The organism is Neobacillus citreus, assembly GCF_018343545.2.
Taxonomy (GTDB): domain Bacteria; phylum Bacillota; class Bacilli; order Bacillales; family Cytobacillaceae; genus Neobacillus; species Neobacillus citreus.
The window spans coordinates 26,070-44,914 of record NZ_JAGYPE020000030.1; the positions used below are offsets into that span (position 1 = coordinate 26,070).

General features: G+C 42.0%; 20 protein-coding genes. All 20 read right to left on the minus strand.

Going from position 1 to position 18,845, the window contains the following annotated elements:
• Positions 1 to 31 precede the first annotated feature (31 nt).
• Positions 32 to 1,435 (minus strand): HslU--HslV peptidase ATPase subunit, encoded by a 1,404-nt coding sequence (gene hslU / locus KHB02_RS16370; protein ID WP_213140775.1) that lies wholly within the window; start codon positions 1,433 to 1,435, stop codon positions 32 to 34.
• A gap of 19 nt (positions 1,436 to 1,454) precedes the next feature.
• A complete protein-coding gene (gene hslV, locus KHB02_RS16375; RefSeq protein ID WP_213116339.1) occupies positions 1,455 to 1,997 on the minus strand; it encodes an ATP-dependent protease subunit HslV in 543 nt (180 codons plus the stop codon).
• A gap of 328 nt (positions 1,998 to 2,325) precedes the next feature.
• A complete protein-coding gene (trmFO, locus tag KHB02_RS16380; protein WP_213140776.1) occupies positions 2,326 to 3,630 on the minus strand; it encodes an FADH(2)-oxidizing methylenetetrahydrofolate--tRNA-(uracil(54)-C(5))-methyltransferase TrmFO in 1,305 nt (434 codons plus the stop codon).
• Positions 3,631 to 3,781: 151 nt separating this feature from the next.
• The gene (topA, locus tag KHB02_RS16385) at positions 3,782 to 5,860 is read right to left on the minus strand and encodes a type I DNA topoisomerase (protein ID WP_213140777.1); all 2,079 of its coding nucleotides are present in this window, start codon (positions 5,858 to 5,860) and stop codon (positions 3,782 to 3,784) included.
• Positions 5,861 to 6,177: 317 nt separating this feature from the next.
• Complete coding sequence (gene dprA, locus KHB02_RS16390; protein ID WP_213140778.1) at positions 6,178 to 7,056, minus strand: DNA-processing protein DprA; 879 nt, start codon at positions 7,054 to 7,056, stop codon at positions 6,178 to 6,180.
• A gap of 82 nt (positions 7,057 to 7,138) precedes the next feature.
• Complete coding sequence (gene sucD / locus KHB02_RS16395; RefSeq protein ID WP_213140779.1) at positions 7,139 to 8,041, minus strand: succinate--CoA ligase subunit alpha; 903 nt, start codon at positions 8,039 to 8,041, stop codon at positions 7,139 to 7,141.
• Positions 8,042 to 8,064: 23 nt separating this feature from the next.
• Entirely contained in the window at positions 8,065 to 9,225 is a 1,161-nt protein-coding gene (gene sucC / locus KHB02_RS16400; RefSeq protein WP_213140780.1) for an ADP-forming succinate--CoA ligase subunit beta, read from the minus strand.
• 207 nt (positions 9,226 to 9,432) lie between these two features.
• A complete protein-coding gene (locus KHB02_RS16405) occupies positions 9,433 to 10,230 on the minus strand; it encodes a ribonuclease HII (protein ID WP_213140781.1) in 798 nt (265 codons plus the stop codon).
• Between the two features lie 57 nt (positions 10,231 to 10,287).
• On the minus strand, positions 10,288 to 11,157 hold the full coding sequence (gene ylqF / locus KHB02_RS16410; RefSeq protein WP_213140782.1) for a ribosome biogenesis GTPase YlqF: 870 nt from the start codon (positions 11,155 to 11,157) through the stop codon (positions 10,288 to 10,290).
• Between the two features lie 42 nt (positions 11,158 to 11,199).
• The gene (gene lepB / locus KHB02_RS16415) at positions 11,200 to 11,760 is read right to left on the minus strand and encodes a signal peptidase I (protein ID WP_213140783.1); all 561 of its coding nucleotides are present in this window, start codon (positions 11,758 to 11,760) and stop codon (positions 11,200 to 11,202) included.
• 171 nt (positions 11,761 to 11,931) lie between these two features.
• Entirely contained in the window at positions 11,932 to 12,276 is a 345-nt protein-coding gene (gene rplS / locus KHB02_RS16420) for a 50S ribosomal protein L19 (RefSeq protein ID WP_213116348.1), read from the minus strand.
• A gap of 142 nt (positions 12,277 to 12,418) precedes the next feature.
• On the minus strand, positions 12,419 to 13,162 hold the full coding sequence (trmD, locus tag KHB02_RS16425; RefSeq protein WP_241113899.1) for a tRNA (guanosine(37)-N1)-methyltransferase TrmD: 744 nt from the start codon (positions 13,160 to 13,162) through the stop codon (positions 12,419 to 12,421).
• On the minus strand, positions 13,159 to 13,677 hold the full coding sequence (rimM, locus tag KHB02_RS16430; RefSeq protein ID WP_213140784.1) for a ribosome maturation factor RimM: 519 nt from the start codon (positions 13,675 to 13,677) through the stop codon (positions 13,159 to 13,161). Before rimM ends, trmD begins: the two co-directional genes overlap by 4 nt.
• 6 nt (positions 13,678 to 13,683) lie before the next feature.
• Positions 13,684 to 14,073, minus strand: a complete 390-nt coding sequence (locus tag KHB02_RS16435) for a YlqD family protein (RefSeq protein ID WP_213140785.1) — start codon at positions 14,071 to 14,073, stop codon at positions 13,684 to 13,686.
• A gap of 82 nt (positions 14,074 to 14,155) precedes the next feature.
• Positions 14,156 to 14,386 carry a KH domain-containing protein gene (locus KHB02_RS16440; protein ID WP_213140786.1) on the minus strand — a complete coding sequence of 77 codons (231 nt, stop codon included), beginning with the start codon at positions 14,384 to 14,386 and terminating at the stop codon, positions 14,156 to 14,158.
• A 13-nt stretch (positions 14,387 to 14,399) separates the two neighbouring features.
• Positions 14,400 to 14,672 (minus strand): 30S ribosomal protein S16, encoded by a 273-nt coding sequence (rpsP, locus tag KHB02_RS16445; protein WP_213116352.1) that lies wholly within the window; start codon positions 14,670 to 14,672, stop codon positions 14,400 to 14,402.
• Positions 14,673 to 14,781: 109 nt separating this feature from the next.
• Entirely contained in the window at positions 14,782 to 16,134 is a 1,353-nt protein-coding gene (gene ffh / locus KHB02_RS16450; RefSeq protein WP_213140787.1) for a signal recognition particle protein, read from the minus strand.
• A 12-nt stretch (positions 16,135 to 16,146) separates the two neighbouring features.
• Positions 16,147 to 16,479: a putative DNA-binding protein gene (locus tag KHB02_RS16455; RefSeq protein ID WP_213140788.1), complete on the minus strand. Its 333-nt coding sequence runs from the start codon at positions 16,477 to 16,479 to the stop codon at positions 16,147 to 16,149.
• A 91-nt stretch (positions 16,480 to 16,570) separates the two neighbouring features.
• Positions 16,571 to 17,557 (minus strand): signal recognition particle-docking protein FtsY, encoded by a 987-nt coding sequence (ftsY, locus tag KHB02_RS16460; protein WP_213140789.1) that lies wholly within the window; start codon positions 17,555 to 17,557, stop codon positions 16,571 to 16,573.
• A gap of 17 nt (positions 17,558 to 17,574) precedes the next feature.
• Positions 17,575 to 18,845 (minus strand): chromosome segregation SMC family protein (locus KHB02_RS16465; protein WP_420848090.1); only part of this gene is annotated, 1,271 nt, incomplete at its 5' end.

Consider the following 18,845-nt stretch of genomic DNA (forward strand, 5'->3'; position numbering starts at 1 on the left):
TTTGCAACGTATTAGGTAATAAGATACGAACTTAAAGAATAAATTGACTCAAATCTTTGTTTTTCGATATAGCGCCTAGCTTCTCGTCAACATATTGAGGTGTTATGGTGATTTTATCCATCGTAATATCCGGTGCTTCGAAGGATAGATCCTCTAATAGTTTTTCGAGGATTGTGTGAAGCCGTCTGGCACCGATATTGTCGGTATTCTGATTCACTTCAAATGCTACTTCAGCTATTCTACGAATAGCATCGTCAGAAAATTCAATTTGTATACCTTCTGTTTCCAATAATGCTTGATATTGCTTTATTAAAGCATTGTCCGGTTCGATTAAAATCCTAAAGAAGTCATCGACTGTAAGCTTTGTCAATTCCACCCGGATTGGAAAACGCCCTTGCAATTCGGGGATCAAATCGGAAGGCTTCGCCATATGAAAGGCACCCGCAGCAATGAATAAGACATGGTCGGTTTTAATCGGCCCAAATTTTGTTACCACTGTGGAACCTTCAACCACTGGCAGAATGTCCCTTTGCACACCTTCTCTGGAAACATCTGCCGAGGAGCCGCCATTATTTTTGCTGGCAATTTTATCAATTTCATCAATAAAAATGATTCCGTTTTGCTCGGCGCGATAAATGGCCTCAGATGTTACTTCATCCATATCAATCAGCTTCGCAGCTTCTTCACTCGTTAATACTTTTCTTGCTTCTCGAACAGTAAGTTTTCTTTTTTTGCGCTTTTTCGGCATGAAGCTGCTTAGGGCATCCTGCATATTCATCCCCATTTGTTCAATACCTGAGCCTTGGAGCATGTCAAACATGGAAGGCGCCTGCTCTTCCACTTCAACCGTGACAATTTCATCCTCCATTTGACCAAGTGCCAATCTTTCTTTGACAATCTTTCTTTTTTCCTGGATAGAATAATCCTCTTGGTGTGTTTCCTGCTCGTTTGCATTGTTCCCGCCGCCAAATAACATTTCGAGCGGGTTTTTATAGTTAGATGATTTTTTCGCTGATGGAACCAAAAGTTCAACAAGTCTGCTGTTAGCATTTTCTTCGGCCCGTTCTTTCACGCTTAGCATCCGTTCTTCCTTTACCAGACGGACAGATGTTTCTGCCAGATCACGAACCATGGATTCTACATCACGACCAACGTAGCCGACTTCGGTAAACTTCGTTGCTTCCACCTTAACAAATGGTGCACCGACAAGCTTCGCAATTCTCCGGGCAATTTCCGTTTTCCCAACACCAGTCGGGCCAATCATTAAGATATTTTTAGGGATAATTTCATCTCGAAGCTTATCGTCCAGAAGGCCCCTTCTGTATCGGTTTCTTAGGGCTACCGCAACGGCTTTCTTCGCATCCTTTTGGCCAATAATATATTGATCCAGCTTTTCAACAATTTGCCGGGGGGTTAAATTGGTTGTTCTGACCATTATTTTTAGCTCCTTCCCGCTATAGCTCTTCCACGATAATATTATGGTTTGTATAGACGCAGATTTCAGCAGCGATTTCTAACGATGCTTTCGCAATTTCCCTAGCCGATAAATGATCTCCGGCATATTTCTTTAATGAGCGACCTGCTGATAATGCATAGTTCCCGCCTGATCCAATTGCAAGAATTCCATCATCGGGCTCAATAACTTCACCTGTGCCGGACACAAGCAGCAAACTTTCACGATTCATCACAATCAGCATGGCTTCCAGTTTTCTTAGGACTTTATCACTTCGCCACTCTTTTGCAAGCTCAACTGCTGCTCTTTGAAGATTCCCGTTAAATTCCTCTAACTTTCCTTCAAACAATTCAAAAAGAGTAAAAGCATCTGCTACAGAACCAGCAAAGCCTGCCAATACCTTCCCATTAAATATCTTTCTAACCTTGCGAGCTGTATGTTTCATCACAACAGCGTTGCCCATGGTAACTTGGCCATCACCGGACATTGAGCACTCGCCATTATGATGGATGGCAAATATCGTGGTGGCATGAAATTGTTCCATTAAGATATCCTCCTTCATTTTTGGAGTTTTTTCTTTTAGTTCAAAGTAAAGTATGTAAAAAAATCCTTCTACAAGATAATTATGAAAACTGTATTCATTTATACCCTGGGATGTTTTTTTCTATACATTTTTCTTCACCTTTTGCTCAGCCATGAACATAACAAAATCACTATAAAAAAGCTGAATAAGTCCCTTAGTATTTTGCGCAATTCCTGTCCAGTTGTAAATAACGAATCAAAAATGTTAACAAAACATTCACAATTATCAACATTTTCTATCACAAGGGCTTCTAAATCGTATCACAATTCAATAGCCCTTGCAATAAATTTTACAAAACTTTCACAAAGTTCTGAATTGTTTCTAACGCTCTATTAGCATGCTGCAAATTCCGTTCTTGCTTTCCTCTTATTTTCACAGGCAGTTCAGGAAACAATCCGAAATTGGCGTTCATCGGCTGAAAACTTTTCGGGTTTGCAGAAGTAATATACCGCGCCATACTGCCGATTGCCGTTTCCGCTGGGAATTCTACAGTTTCCATTCCCGTCGCGAGTCTTGCCGCATTAATTCCCGCAATTAAACCGCTCGCAGCAGATTCCACGTACCCTTCAACACCCGTCATTTGTCCAGCGAAAAATAAATTTTCCCGGTTTCTAAATTGATAAGTTGCTTTTAGCACCTTTGGTGAGTTGATAAAGGTATTGCGATGCATAACGCCATAGCGAATAATTTCGGCATTTTCAAGACCCGGTATTAATTGTAGCACTTCCTTCTGCGGGCCCCACTTTAAATGGGTTTGAAAACCAACAATATTATACAGCGTACCTGCTGCATCGTCCTGCCTTAACTGAACAACCGCGAAAGGTCTTTTACCTGTCTTTGGGTCCTCTAGCCCGACTGGCTTTAATGGACCGAACAGCATCGTTTTCTTCCCTCTTGCTGCCATTACTTCAATCGGCATGCAGCCTTCGAAAAAGATTTCCTTTTCAAATTCCTTTAAAGGGACGGTTTCAGCTGTGACCAAAGCTTCATAAAAACGATCAAATTCCTCTTCCGTCATCGGACAATTTAAATATGCCGCTTCCCCTTTATCATAGCGGGACTTTAAATAAACTTTATCCATGTCAATGCTGTCTTTTTCGATAATCGGCGCCGCTGCATCATAAAAATATAGATAGTCTTCATTCGTTAAACTTTTCAGTTTGGCCGATAATTCCGGACTTGTTAGTGGGCCTGTTGCGATGACCGTTAGTCCTTCCGGAATATCTATGACCTCTTCATGGATGACTGTCACATTTTCATGGTTTTTCACCATTTCGGTAACTTTTGCCGCGAATTCATGACGGTCAACAGCCAATGCCCCCCCGGCAGGAACACTGCAGGCATCAGCCGCAGAGATAATAACAGAATCAAGCCTTCTCATTTCTTCTTTTAATACACCGACTGCATTTGTTAATGTATTAGCTCTAAGCGAGTTACTGCAGACCAGTTCGGCAAATTTATCTGTATGATGGGCTGGAGTTTGTTTGACTGGTCTCATTTCGTAAAGACGGACCTTTACACCGCGCTTGGCGAGCTGCCACGCTGCTTCGCTGCCTGCCAATCCGGCACCGACAACGTTTACTGTTATATCCATGTTAATCCTCCTGAAACATTCAAATATTAAATAAGTCCTTACTTTTTACCATTCCCTCGAATTCAGTCCATCTTGCATTTTACTATACGAATGACAAACAAAAAAGTTTTATGTTCAAAAAAATTAAAAAGAGTGGAATATTTCCCACTCCTTAGCTCTGCGGTTCTTCTTTATAGTCACAGGATACGCATTGGACTTGGACACCCTTTTTGAGTTTTTTCTCGACAAGGAGTCCCTCACATTTTGGACAGTTTCTAGGAAGCGGCTTATCCCAAGATAGGAAATCGCACTCTGGGAAGCGGCTGCACCCGTAGAACAATCTCTTTTTCTTACTTTTTCTTTCAACGATTGTTCCCTCTTTACAAGTAGGACAGGTAACGCCGATTTCTTTAACAATCGGTTTTGTGTTTCGGCAGTCCGGGAAATTACTGCAAGCCATGAATTTGCCGTAGCGGCCCATTTTAAACACCATCGGGCTGCCGCAATTTTCACAGTCTTCACCGGCAGGTTCGTCTTTGATTTCAACTTCCTGCATTTCCTTTTCCGCTTTTTTCAGGTGAACTTCAAAATCCTGATAGAATTCATCGATGATCTTTACCCACGGTGTTTTTCCTTCTTCAACATTATCCAAATCCTGTTCCATTTTGGCGGTAAACTCGACATTCACAATTTCCGGAAAAAACTCTACCATTAATTCGTGGACAATTTCTCCAAGCTCCGTCGGAACAAAACGCTTATTGTCGAGCGCTACATAGCCCCGTTTTTGAATTGTATCGAGCGTTGGGGCATAGGTTGAAGGCCTGCCGATTCCAAGTTCCTCAAGCGTCTTTACAAGCCTTGCCTCCGTATACCGAGGCGGCGGCTGGGTAAAATGCTGTTTCGGCTCAATATCCTTCTGGAACACTTCATCCCCTTCATTGAGGTCAGGAAGCATTTTGTTGGATTCCTCCACTTGATCATCTGTACCTTCAACATATAGCTTCATAAAGCCGGGGAACTTTATTTTCGATCCGGTAGCGCGAAACACCACATTGCCATTTTGTAAATCAACACTCATTGTATCCATTACAGCTTGGGCCATTTGACTGGCTAAGAACCGTTCCCAAATTAATTTATATAAACGCAGTTGATCTCTTGAAAGGAACTCCTTCAAACTGCTCGGATCTCTGAATGTGCTGGTCGGCCGAATCGCTTCATGAGCATCTTGAGCATTTGTCTGTTTCTTCTCTTTCCTTTGCTCTGTTTTTAGAAATTGCTCCCCATATTCAGTCTTGATATAATTAGCCGCTTCTTCCTGAGCTATTTCAGAAATCCTGGTGGAATCTGTTCTCATATAGGTAATCAAACCGACTGTCCCTTCTTTGCCAAGTTCGATTCCTTCGTACAGCTGCTGTGCCAGCATCATTGTCTTTTTGGCCCGAAAGTTTAATTTTCTGGCTGCTTCTTGCTGCAGGGAGGAGGTTATAAATGGCGGGGCAGGATTTCTGCGCCGCTCTTTTTTTGTTACGGCAATGACCGTGAACTTGTTTCCCTCCATTTGCTGCAGAATCTTTTGCACCTCTTCTTCAGAGCTTACTTCTGTTTTATTCAGTCCTACAAGACTATGAAACGAAGCGCTGAATTGATCTTTCCCCTTTAAAAATTCGCCGTCAATCGTCCAATATTCTTCTGGAATGAAAGCTTTAATTTCATTTTCACGGTCAATGATTAATCTGACGGAAACCGATTGGACCCTTCCCGCACTTAACCCCTTTTTGACCTTTTTCCATAACAGCGGACTGATATTATAGCCCACCAGGCGGTCAAGAATTCTGCGGGCCTGCTGTGCATCTACCAAGTCTTTATTGATTGGCCGTGGATGTTTAAACGATTCCTGGATAGCATCCTTGGTGATTTCATTAAATACTACCCGGCAGTCCGAGTTAATATCCACATCAAGGCTATGCGCCAAATGCCAAGCGATTGCTTCTCCTTCGCGATCGGGGTCGGCCGCCAGAAAAATTTTCTTGGCTTTTTTGGCTGCTGTCTTTAATTCCTTTAAAACAGGACCTTTTCCGCGTATCGTAATATATTTCGGTTCAAAGCCGTTGTTTACATCAACCCCCGTTTGGCTGCGCGGCAAATCTCTGACGTGTCCCATTGATGCTTTTACTTTATATTTTTTTCCTAAATATCGCTCAATCGTTTTCGCTTTTGCAGGCGATTCAACGATGACAAGAAACTCTGACATGTATGTTCCTCCTTAAGAGGGAAAGTGTGAAAGCGCCCCGAATCTGGCAAAAGCCTGCTTCTAAGATGCTCGATTTTTTTGAGAAGTTTTCTAAATTCTAGTTATGACAACTTTGCTTCAAGAAATACTTTCCAAAACTCCCATATCCCAAATTATTTATATAATACTTTCAATATTATTGTCTCATTCTAGTTTTTGAACTTATGTTGGAAAATGTAATACAAATTAGAAATTATTTCAACCTTTTTATCCTAACTTTTCTTCATTTATACAAAAAACCCTGCAAAAATTAAAAATTTATTCAATAAAATACAGTTTTATCTTATTTCCTCTAATATATCCCCGGCTTTTGTGACAAGTTTTGCTCCCTGCTGAATAAGTTCATTTGCCCCGATTGAATAGGGATTAAAAATGCTTCCGGGAAGCGAAAAAACGTCTCTGCCCTCATTAACGGCATAATTGGCCGTTATTAATGAGCCGCTTTTCCTCTTTGCTTCTATAATAAATGTTCCCCGTGACATTCCACTAATGATTCGGTTTCGCGCTGGAAAATGCCATCTCTGTGGCTGTGTATCCGGCGGGTATTCAGAGAGAACAAGCTGTGTTTTCATCATTTCCAATGCCAGATTCATATTTTCCTTTGGATAAATATGGTACAGCCCTCCGGCAATCACAGCAATCGTCTTTCCGCCATTTTTAATAGCGTATTCATGGGCGAGTTTATCAATACCTTTTGCTAAGCCGCTGACAATTAGCACTCCATTATCAATTAATTCCGGGAAAATTAAACGGATGGCATTTTTTCCGTACTGGGTCGCTTGCCTAGAACCAACCACAGCTAATTTCGGATCTTTCTCTAGCAGGGATAAGTCACCTTTTGCGAAGATTGCCCAAGGAGGCTGATAAATTTCTTTTAAATAACGGGGATACAGCGGGTCAAATACGGTGATGACGGAGATATCATTTGTTTTGTATTGGCGGATTTGGTCATAAATGATTTCGGGATAAAAGGGTTCGGTTGCAGGGTATGCAGCAATGGCGGAGGCCGGAGGAGGGAACATGCTCAATTGGGCTAATGGTTGATAAGATTTTAGAGATTCAAGTCCCGGGTCTCTTTTTAATATTTGATAGATCGAATGCCACGATATATCAGGATAATGAAGCAGGGAGATTAGTTTTTCAGTAAACTCATTCACTGTTAATTTCCTCCATTTTAAATTTTTTAAACAGAAAGAGCCCCTCATAGTTTGAGGGACTTTCTGTTTATCATGGTGTATTTTAGTGAGTTTTACACTTTTCGTATAAGCCTTGTTCTTTAAGTACTTCAATTAAAGTTTCACCCATTACGGATGGTGTTGCAGCTACTTTCATGCCACATTCGTTCATAACGCGGATTTTTTCATCAGCAGTACCTTTTCCGCCGGAAATAATCGCACCAGCATGGCCCATGCGCTTTCCTGGAGGTGCAGTACGTCCGCCGATGAAGCCGACAACAGGCTTAGTCATGTTTGCTTTTACCCACTGTGCCGCTTCCTCTTCTGCTGTTCCACCGATTTCACCAATCATGATAACAGCATATGTTTCAGGATCTTCATTGAATGCTTTTAATACATCGATGAAGTTTGTTCCGTTAACAGGGTCTCCGCCAATACCAACTGCAGTTGTCTGGCCGATACCTGCTTGAGTTAATTGATGAACAGCCTCATATGTTAAAGTACCAGAGCGGGAAACAACGCCAACATGTCCTTTAGTGTGAATGTAGCCAGGCATAATGCCGATTTTACATTCATCAGCTGTAATCACGCCAGGGCAGTTTGGACCAACCAAGCGAGTCTTCTTGCCTTCCATGTAACGCTTAACTTTCACCATATCCAATACTGGAATATGCTCTGTAATACAAATAGCAAGATCTAGTTCAGCATCAACCGCTTCGATAATGGAATCTGCAGCAAATGGAGCTGGAACATAAATAACGGAAGCATTTGCGCCTGTTGCTTCGACTGCTTCTTTCACAGTATTGAAAACAGGAACACCTTCCACCTCTTGGCCGCCTTTGCCCGGTGAAGTTCCGCCGACGATTTGTGTGCCGTATTCAAGCATCTGCTTTGTATGGAAACGGGCTGTTCCGCCTGTTATTCCTTGAACAATTACTTTTGTGTCTTTATTAATAAAAACGCTCACGTTAATTCCCCTTTCTCTTGATCCTATTTCACTAATGAAACGATTTTTTGTGCGCCGTCTGCCATGGATTCAGCAGCTGTGATATTAAGACCTGACTCAGATAGGATCTTCTTACCTAGGTCAACATTTGTTCCCTCTAAACGAACGACAAGCGGAATAGATAGGCCAACTTGTTTTGCTGCTTCTACTACTCCATCAGCAATGACATCACACTTCATGATACCGCCGAAGATATTAACAAAAATACCTTTTACGTTTGGATCGGAAAGGATAATTTTAAATGCTTCCGTAACCTTCTCAGCAGTTGCACCGCCCCCAACATCAAGGAAGTTTGCCGGTTCGCCGCCATAGTGCTTAACGATATCCATTGTAGCCATTGCCAGTCCGGCACCGTTAACCATACAGCCGATATTGCCATCTAATGCAATATAGCTTAAGTCATACTTGGAAGCTTCGATTTCTTTTGGATCTTCTTCTTCAAGGTCGCGATACTCTAAAACATCTTTTTGACGATACAATGCATTGGAATCGAAGTTTAATTTTGCATCCAAAGCCATTACGTTACCATCGCCAGTTACAACTAACGGGTTGATTTCGGCAATCGAGCAATCTTTTTCAATATAAGCGTTGTAAAGGCCTGTCATAAACTTAACAGCTTTATTGACTAATTCCTTTGGAATATTGATATTAAATGCCAAACGACGTGCTTGGTATGGCATTAATCCAAGACCTGGATCAATTTCCTCTTTGAAAATTTTCTCAGGTGTATTAGCGGCAACTTCTTCGATTTCTGTTCCGCCCTCTTCAGAACCCATTAATACCACGCGGGAAGTAGCACGGTCTAATACTAATCCGATGTAGTATTCTTTTTTAATATCGCAGCCCTCTTCAATTAGGAGACGCTTAACTTCTTTACCTTCAGGTCCTGTTTGGTGTGTAACCAAGGTTTTACCAAGAATTTCGCTGGCATATGTACGAACCTCATCAAGGTTTTTGGCAACCTTAACACCGCCGGCTTTTCCCCGTCCGCCTGCGTGGATTTGCGCTTTTACCACACATACTTGTGTGCCTAATTCTTTCGCAGCTTCAACTGCTTCTTCAACAGTGAAAGCCACTTTTCCATTCGGAACCGCTACCCCATATTTTCTGAGGATTTCTTTCCCCTGATACTCATGGATATTCATTTCCCATCCTCCTAATCAAACTGTTCAAAAAATTTGACTCCGTTTACATTTTATATAATGAAACAAACCTTGTCCACCATTATGCTATAAATAATATTTATATAAAAATCAAGGAAAATAATTAGTAAGATAATACAAAACTATTATTTTCCAAAAATAAAACAGGCTTTATTCAGCCTGTTTTATTATAAATCACTTAAGCTAGATTTATGTACCCAGCGAAAACGTTAATTGATTTGTCAAAGTATCCTTGATGGGTGAGAAGCTCTTACGATGATAAGGAGTGATTCCATACTTGTCAATCGCAAGCAAGTGTTCCTTCGTTCCATAGCCTGCGTTTTCTTGAAAACCATATTGCGGAAACTGCCCCGAAATTTCTTTCATAAGGGAATCTCTTGCTGTTTTAGCGACAATAGATGCGGCTGCAATTGAAATACTTTTGGCGTCCCCTTTAATGATTGATTCTGTCAGGTAAGGAGTGTCAAGTTTCATGGCATCAATGAGCACTACATCCGGGTTTGTTCCTAGATCTGCAATAGCCGATTTCATTGCTTTTTTAGTTGCCTGATAGATATTGATTTCGTCTATTTCTGGAGCATGAACCATGGCCACGCTGAATGCTAGCGCCTCTCTCCTTATGATTTCATCAAATTCAAGCCGTTTTTTTTCGGACAGCTTTTTCGAATCATCAATCCCTGGCAGGAAAAAATCTGTCGGCAAAATGACCGCTGCGGACACAACCGGCCCAGCCAGCGGCCCCCTGCCTACTTCGTCCACACCTGCGATATACTGAAAACCTTGACCGCGGTATTTACGCTCAAAGGCCGTCATTTCAAAAAATTTCTCAGCAAGGCCTTTTTCTTGAGCTCTCTGCTTCTTCCATCTCGCTAGGCAGGTTTGCACCCCTTTTCGCTCATCTCCTTCAAGACTGATTAGGAAAGGGTCGTTATCTGCATTAACGTTATTCAGCTGTTCTTCAATTTCTGCAATCGACAAACGTTTCATTCTAATTCACCTTTTAGGTAGCGTTTAATAAAGCTCCCCCAATAGGAGAGCTTTTCGTTATTCTTCATTTTCAGTTTGAAAATCCTTGGGCCTTTCGAATGATAAAGGACCAAACTTCTCGGAACGGGTTTCTCTGATCACCAATTCCGCCACTTTATCGTAGTCTACCATTCCTCCGCCCATCAAACAGCCGCGGAGCTTGCCGATGTGGTCGAACTTAAGTACAACGTCATCTGGAATGTCGGTAAACTTATAGCGCTCCATCAAGCGTTCAGGATATTCTCGCTCTAAAAAATCCAGGGCGTAAACGGTCAAGTCCTGGAGATTTAAGAGCGTATCCTTGATGGCCCCAGTAATCGCCAATTTCATTCCGACCTCTTGATCCTCAAACTTTGGCCATAATATTCCCGGAGTATCTAGAAGCTCCATTTCTTTGCCTACTTTTATCCACTGCTGGGATTTTGTCACACCCGGGGTATTGCCAGTTTTGGCGATATTTTTTTTCGCCAGGCGGTTAATCAGTGTTGATTTACCGGCATTGGGAATGCCGACAATCATGGCCCGGATGGCTCTCGGCTTTACCCCTTTTGCCCGCATGCGGTCAAATTTCTCTTTCAAAATTTCCTGGGCAGCATTGGCAATTTCCTTCATTCCTTCTCCTGCCTGGGAATTAATCGCAATTGCCTTCACACCTTTTTTGGCAAAAAAAGCAATCCATTCCTTGGTAATATACTTATCGGCCATATCCGCTTTATTCAATAACACCAAACGCGGTTTATGTTGAATGATTTCATCAATCATCGGATTTCTTGATGAGTAGGGAATTCTGGCATCTACTAATTCAAAAATGATATCAACTAATTTTAATTTTTCCGTGACCTCTCTGCGAGCCTTAGCCATGTGACCGGGAAACCATTGGATCGTCAAAGCAGTCACCTCCTTTTACTATGCATTCTGCAAAAATATTATTTATTTCACAGAAACTATATGGGCATCGTTTAGCGGCCAGTAGACGATGCTTGTCTTGCCAATGACTTTACTCATTGGAACGGATCCGATATGACGGGAATCTTTGCTGAAGCGGCGGTTATCACCCATTACAAATAATTCCCCTTTTGGAACTGTTATTTGACCGACCGGTGTTTCTTCCAATGTGAAAGAGTCTGTTAAAGGACCGTCCTCCACTTGTTTTTTATATTCATCCAAATATGGCTCTTTATACGCTTTACCATTCACATATAAAGTGTCATTCTTATATTCGATTCTATCTCCAGGAAGACCAATGACCCGTTTTATGTAATCTTTATGCTCAGGTGCATGAAAAACAATAATGTCAAATCGATGCGGTTCACCTATTTTATAACTCACCTTATTAACAATCATGCGATCCTGATTTTTTAAAGTAGGCATCATTGATAAGCCGTCCACAACTATCGGCGCAAAGAGAAAATAGCGAATTACGGCTGCCAGGATGACAGCAATTAAAAGCGCTTTTGTCCATTCCCAAAATTCATTTTTCTTTTTTGCCATTCTTTTGTCCCCACCAATCCAGTAAAAAATGTCTTATAAAGCCTATTTTACATAACTTAGAACTAATTAACACGAGGGGATTAATGTTTTTAATTAAATTTAATAATTTGTTAATAGATATTTTCACTAGGTATAAAAAAAGAGCTTGCAGAGCAAGCTCTCTTTTTCTTATTAGCGAATTTCTTTAATACGAGCTTTTTTACCGCGAAGTTCACGTAAGTAGTAAAGTTTAGCACGGCGAACTTTACCGCGACGGATTACTTCAAGCTTCGCAATTTTTGGTGTATGAACAGGGAAAGTACGCTCAACGCCTACTCCGTAAGAAATTTTACGAACTGTAAAAGTTTCGCTGATTCCACCACCACGACGCTTAATCACAACACCTTCAAATAGCTGAATACGCTCGCGAGTACCCTCGACAACTTTAACGTGTACACGTACAGTGTCACCAGGACGGAACGCAGGAAGATCAGAACGAAGTTGTTCTTTTGTGATTTCTTCAATTAATTTATGCATCGTTTTCAACTCCTTCCAACAGACGCTCATGCAAAACAAGAATTTATCAATTGCAGCGGAACATCGTTATAAGACATTAAACTGATAGACTCAGCTCAAGTCACAAGAAATATCATAACATAATCTCAAAGCCCCTGCAATACTACTTGTATTCTTTTTTTACTTCCTCCAGCCACTTTTGTTGTTCTGGTGTTAGTTCTACTTGTTCAAATAGGTCAGGTCTTCTTAATAGAGTTCTTCTTAGGGTTTCTTTATTGCGCCATTCTTCAATTAACTTGTGATTGCCGGATAATAGTATATCCGGCACCTTCATGCTGCGGAAATCAGCAGGCCTTGTATAGTGAGGGTGTTCAAGCAGACCTGTACTAAACGAATCCTTCATATGGGATTCTTGATTGCCAAGCACCTCGGGGAGCAGACGGACAACACTATCAATCACAACCATGGCACCAAGCTCACCGCCTGTTAAAACATAGTCGCCTATTGATATTTCATCGGTGACCAAATACTCCCTGATTCTTTCATCATAGCCTTCATAATGACCGCAAATAAATATCAAATGTTCCTCGCCGGCCAATTCTTCCGCTTTCCTTTGGCTGTATCGCTCCCCTTGAGGGCAAAGCAAAATGATTCTTGGGCGGCTGCTGTTAGCCTGTTCTGTAAGTGAGGCAACCGCATCAAAAATCGGCTGCGGCATTAAAACCATGCCAGCACCGCCTCCGTATGGATAGTCATCCACAGAGGAATGCTTGTTATCGGAGAATTCACGGAAGTTCACGACATTGTATTGGACAGCTGACTTTTCCGCTGCTTTGCTTAAAATCGAACTCCCTAGTACCCCGGTAAACATCTCAGGAAAAAGGGTAAGAATGTCGATTTGCATCATGACAATAGTCCTTCCATTGGTTCAATAAGGACAACCTTTTCCTTTACATCCACTTTCTTGACAACATCATGGATATACGGGATTAGAACCTCTTTTCCATCTTTTCCTTTGACCACCCAAACATCGTTCGCACCCGGAGTAAGGATTTCAGTAATCTTTCCAAGCTCTTCCCCATCGATTGTGGCCACGAGACAGCCGATAATTTCATGATAATAGAATTCATCTTCCTCGAGTTCACTTAGCTGTGACTCCGGAACCTTCAAAATTCCTTCACGAAACTTCTCCACCAGGTTAATATTTTCATACCCTTCAAACACAAGCAAATCAAAATTTTTATGGCTGCGGTGGCTTTTAACAGTTAATTCAAGCGGTGTGCTTGATGCCTTTTGAAATAAATATAATGTATTCCCCGGTTTATAGCGTTCTTCCGGAAAATCGGTTTTCGAAATGACGCGGACTTCTCCTTTTATACCATGGGTATTGACGATTTTACCAACATTGAACCATCTTTCCATATGTACTCACCTTCTAATTTCCTCAATGATACCATCTTTAATAAGAATCTCAGGCTGTAAATCTTGGTCAATCCAAAGGTCCCCTGCTTTAACCTCAATGAGAGCCTGGACTTCTTTTTCCTTTAATTCGCTGCCTATTGGTAGGATATGTAATTGTTCTATTTGAAAATCAAGTAATTTTATTTTTTCTCGTCTCATTTCAATTTCTTTTTCAAAGTGCTTTTTTAGTGTGCCCTGAGGGTAGCTTTTTGATTTTTCCAAGCGTTTTAATTCGAATTGAAGCTGGTCGCATTCTTTTTCAAACTGCCGTTTCCTTGCATGATACTTGTCAAAAAGCTGTTGTTTGCTTTTTTCGGTTAAGATTTGCTTCACCACAACGGATTGGATAATTTGCATGTTTATTGCCCCCTTAAAAATTTGAACAACTAACAAAAAAGGGAGGACTTTGATCCCTCCCTTTCTTTCTTGATGCAAAAAGCTATTCACCAATTTCCAAGAAAATCTTCTTTTGTTGTGATGATCCTGCTGCGTAGACAACAGTCCTAATGGCCTTTGCAACACGCCCCTGCTTGCCAATCACCTTACCGATGTCCGTTTTATTGACGGTTAAGTGATAGGTGATTCGAGTATCATCTTCAATGGTTTCAACCTGAACTTCCTCAGGAAAATCAACAAGGGGCTTAACAATCGTTTCGATCAATTCTTTCATCGCTTCTCCACGATTACTTGCTTAATTTTGCATTGTGGAATTTTTCCATAATGCCTTGTTTTGAGAACAAGTTACGTACTGTATCAGATGGCTTTGCGCCGTTTTGCAACCACTTAAGAGCTAGTTCTTCGTTGATTTGAACTAAAGCTGGCTCAGCAACTGGGTTGTAAGTTCCAACTGTTTCGATGAAACGTCCATCACGTGGTGAACGAGAATCTGCTACTACAATACGATAGAAAGGAGTTTTCTTAGCTCCCATACGCTTTAAACGAATTTTTACTGCCATTTTAAATAAGCACCTCCGAATAGTTTCACACAAGATAGTATAATACCAATTGTTTTTTTATTTGTAAAGTGTTTTTTCTTTACAGTTATTATTTCCAAATTTTTACGTCCTAAAACGGTTTAAAAGGAAATTTAAATCCACCTTTTTTCTTGGCTTTTTGCTGCATGCCAGACATTTGCTTCATCATTTTCTTCATGTCCTCAAACTGTTTTAACAGACGGTTTACCTCGGCAACGGTACGTCCGCTTCCTGCGGCAATCCGGCGTTTACGGCTTGAGTTCATGATTTCAGGGTGAAGCTTTTCTTGTTTCGTCATCGACCTGATAATGGCCTCAACATGGGCTATTTGCTTTTCATCGATTTGCAGATTGTTCAAACCTTTGATTTTATTAGCGCCAGGCATCATCTTTAACAGTTCGTCAAGCGGACCAAGTTTGCGGACCTGCCCTAACTGGTCGAGAAAATCATCAAGTGTAAACGACGCTGTCCGCATTTTCTGCTCAAGCTCTTTGGCCTTTTCTTCGTCGATATTGGCCTGTGCTTTTTCAATTAAGGTCAGCACATCACCCATGCCCAAAATCCGTGATGCCATTCGCTCCGGATGGAACGGTTCAAGGGCATCCATCTTTTCACCCATACCAATAAATTTAATCGGTGTCTGAGTGACCGACCGGATTGACAGAGCAGCACCGCCCCTTGTATCACCGTCAAGCTTGGTCAGTACGACCCCAGTCAGGCCAAGCTGTTCATTAAAGCTTTGTGCCACGTTGACAGCATCTTGACCTGTCATCGCATCGACAACGAGAAAGATTTCATCCGGCTTGGTCAGTTCCTTAATGTCCTTTAGTTCGTTCATTAAGGTCTCATCAACATGGAGCCGGCCGGCGGTATCGATCAGAACATAATCATGATGCTCTTCTTTGGCTTTGGCGATGGCTTGTCTGGCAATTTCAACCGGACTTACCTGGTCACCAAGGGAGAAAACAGGCATACTTAATTGCTTGCCTAGTGTTTCAAGCTGTTTGATTGCGGCTGGGCGATAAATATCGGCAGCAACGAGCATCGGCTGTTTGTTATACTTCTTCCGCAGCAAATTAGCCAGCTTTCCTGAGGTCGTTGTTTTACCAGCCCCCTGCAGACCAACCATCATGATGACGGTTGGCGGGCGATTTGACACGGCAATTTTGCTTTGCTCGCCACCCATTAATTCCGTTAATTCTTCGTTAACGATTTTAATGATTTGCTGTCCGGGAGTTAAGCTCTTTAGTACCTCTTGTCCAACGGCGCGTTCGCTTACCTTTTTGACAAAATCTTTGACGACCTTGAAGTTAACGTCCGCCTCAAGCAGGGCGAGACGCACTTCACGCATCATTTCTTTTACATCCGCTTCAGTGACTTTCCCTTTGCCGCGGATTTTTTGGATTGTATTTTGCAGTCGGTCGGCTAATCCTTCAAACGCCATTTATCCCAACTCCTAATCTAAATTCTCCAGCTCAGCGATTGTGGCTTGCATCGCCTGCTTGCTTGGCTGCTCTTCATCGAGCAGTTCTTTCAGAAGCTTGACGAGCCGGTTGCGTTCCTGAAATTTTTGAAATAATAATAGCTTTTCTTCGTACTCCTCGAGCATTGCCTCTGTCCGTTTGATATTATCATAAACGGCCTGACGGCTGACTTCGTATTCTTCGGCGATTTCACCGAGTGAGTAGTCTTCCAAATAATAGAGAGACATATAGCTTTGCTGCTTTGGCGTTAACAGCGAATGATAGAAGTCGTACAGGTAGTTCATTCGTGTTGTCTTTTCAAGCATGCCGCATCCCCCTTTTGTAAAGCGAAAAGCCTTTACGAAGTAGTTTACATGGGCGAACCGTTAGTGTCAAGCAAAACATCTTTACATTATTCTATTCAGACTTTTCAATCTGCTCCGCGAATAGTCCATAGACGTATTTTTCGGCGTCAAATTCTTGCAGGTCGTCCATTTTTTCCCCCAGCCCTACGAATTTAACGGGGATTTTCAATTCGTTGCGGATCGCTAGGACGATTCCGCCTTTGGCGGTTCCGTCGAGTTTGGACAGGACAATTCCGCTTACATTGGTGGCTTCTTTAAAGGTTTTTGCCTGAATGAGTGCGTTTTGGCCGGTTGTGGCATCAAGCACCAAGAGAACTTCGTGCGGCGCACCCGGGATCTCCCTTTCAATTACCCGCTTCACCTTTTCAAGCTCTTTCATCAGGTTTACTTTGTTTTGCAATCTGCCTGCTGTATCGCAGATGAGAATATCAGCGTTTCTTGATTTTGCGGCCTGGATGGCATCATACATGACAGCTGCCGGATCAGAGCCCTCAGCCTGCTTAATGGTTTCGACTCCCACCCGGTCTCCCCAAACCTCAAGCTGATCAATCGCACCGGCACGGAAGGTGTCTCCAGCCGCTAATATTACTTTTTTTCCCTCGGACTTAAACTTATAGGCAAGCTTGCCGATAGTAGTTGTTTTACCGACACCATTTACTCCTACGAATAGAATTACCGTCAGTCCATCCTTCTGAATATTTAATTGCGATGACTGTTCTTCCCCTGAATTATAAATATCGACCAGCTTTTCAGAGATGACACTTTGGACTTCAACAGGGTCCTGAATATTTTGGCGCTTTACCTCCATTTTCAGCTCATCGATTAGTTCCATAACTGTATCAAAACCGACATCCGCCTGGATTAAGATTTCTTCGAGCTCTTCAAAGAATTCCTCGTCCACTTTTCGGTATCTTGCAATCAGGTCGTTGACCTTGCCGGAAAAGCTTTCCCTTGTTTTGGTGAGTCCATCCTTAAATTTTTCTGTTACATTATCCGTCGACTTTGTAATCTTTTCTTTTAATTTTTTAAAAAAACTCATTTTCTCACTTCCTGATCTTATGATTCTACTAGTTCTTTGGTATCCTCCAAGCGGACCGATACAAGCTTTGATACGCCGGATTCCTGCATTGTCACCCCGTAAAGGACATCGGCGCCCTCCATTGTCCCTTTTCGATGAGTGATAACAATAAACTGGGTTTCCTTACTAAAGCGTTTTAAATATTGACTGAAACGGTGGACATTGGCCTCATCTAAGGCGGCTTCAACCTCATCAAGGATACAGAATGGAACAGGCCGTACCTTTAAAATCGAAAATAACAGAGCAATTGCCGTTAAGGCTCGCTCTCCCCCAGACAAAAGCCCTAGATTTTGCAGTTTTTTACCAGGCGGCTGGGCAACGATTTCAACACCGGTATTCAAGAGATCTTCTGGCTCTGTTAAGATTAGGTCTGCGCGGCCGCCGCCAAATAACGCCCGAAAAACAGGTTCAAAATGTTCCCGGATTCCCTCGAAGGTTTGGCTGAACCGTTTCTTCATCTCTTCATCCATTTCTCCAATGACCTGGAATAGTGTATCCTTTGCTTCTTGAAGATCAGCCTTTTGTTCACTTAGAAATTCATAGCGTTCCGATACCCGCTCATATTCTTCAATCGCACCAAGATTAACATGACCTAGCTCTTCAATGGCAAGCTTAATCAATTTCACCTTTTTGCGGGCTTCTTCGACCGGAACAGTTAGTGGGAATTGCTCCTTGGCTCCCTCAAAGGATAATAAATACTCCTCTCTAAGGTGCGTCAGCCTGTTTTCAAGCTCTACATCCAAACGGTTCATTTTTACTTCCTCGTCCTTGATGGCGATGGTTAATCCTTTATGAACTCGTTTTAATTCCTTTGTTTCAAGCTCCAAATTCTCCAGGTCGCCTTGCAGCTCTAGGCGTTCCTGTCTCCTGGCCGCAATCAGCTTAAGCGTATTTTCTTTGTCCTGCTGCTTGCGTTTAGCGGCTTCCTCTAGCTGCTCCTCACCGGTTGAACTGTTGGTCATTTCCGCTGTCAGGAAATTCAGGTCCTCGGTGAAAATAGTCAGTTTTTGTTCGTTTTCAACGATATCCCGCTTCATTTGCTCGAGCCGTTCTTTTGCATGTAAAAACTGTTCATTTTTTGAGGCAAATTCAATCTTAAGTTCATTTATCGCAGTGGTGAGCGATTCTTTGGATGTTAAATCCTTTGTCTTTTGATTTGTCAGGATTAGGATTTTCTGATCCAAGTCAGCAATGGTCTTTTTAAATGTTTCTAGTGAGTCGGACACCTTCGTTTTTCTTGCCAAAAGTT